The sequence below is a fragment of the Duganella flavida genome, assembly GCF_009857445.1.
Taxonomy (GTDB): domain Bacteria; phylum Pseudomonadota; class Gammaproteobacteria; order Burkholderiales; family Burkholderiaceae_D; genus Rugamonas; species Rugamonas flavida.
On sequence record NZ_WWCN01000058.1, the window covers coordinates 1 to 568 of the forward strand.

The 568-nt window shown below is 52.5% G+C and carries 1 rRNA gene; it reads right to left on the reverse strand.

The window, feature by feature from the left end:
• Positions 1-568 (reverse strand): 16S ribosomal RNA (locus tag GTP46_RS29160); the annotation flags it as partial.

The window sequence follows — 568 nt, forward strand, 5'->3', positions numbered from 1 at the left end:
CAAGTTCTCTTTCGAGCACCCTCCAATCTCTCGGAGGTTCTTGCCATGTCAAGGGTAGGTAAGGTTTTTCGCGTTGCATCGAATTAATCCACATCATCCACCGCTTGTGCGGGTCCCCGTCAATTCCTTTGAGTTTTAATCTTGCGACCGTACTCCCCAGGCGGTCTACTTCACGCGTTAGCTGCGTTACCAAGTCAATTAAGACCCGACAACTAGTAGACATCGTTTAGGGCGTGGACTACCAGGGTATCTAATCCTGTTTGCTCCCCACGCTTTCGTGCATGAGCGTCAGTTTTGACCCAGGGGGCTGCCTTCGCCATCGGTGTTCCTCCACATATCTACGCATTTCACTGCTACACGTGGAATTCTACCCCCCTCTGCCAAACTCTAGCCTTGCAGTCACCATCGCCATTCCCAGGTTGAGCCCGGGGATTTCACGACAGTCTTACAAAACCGCCTGCGCACGCTTTACGCCCAGTAATTCCGATTAACGCTTGCACCCTACGTATTACCGCGGCTGCTGGCACGTAGTTAGCCGGTGCTTATTCTTCAGGTACCGTCATGAGGA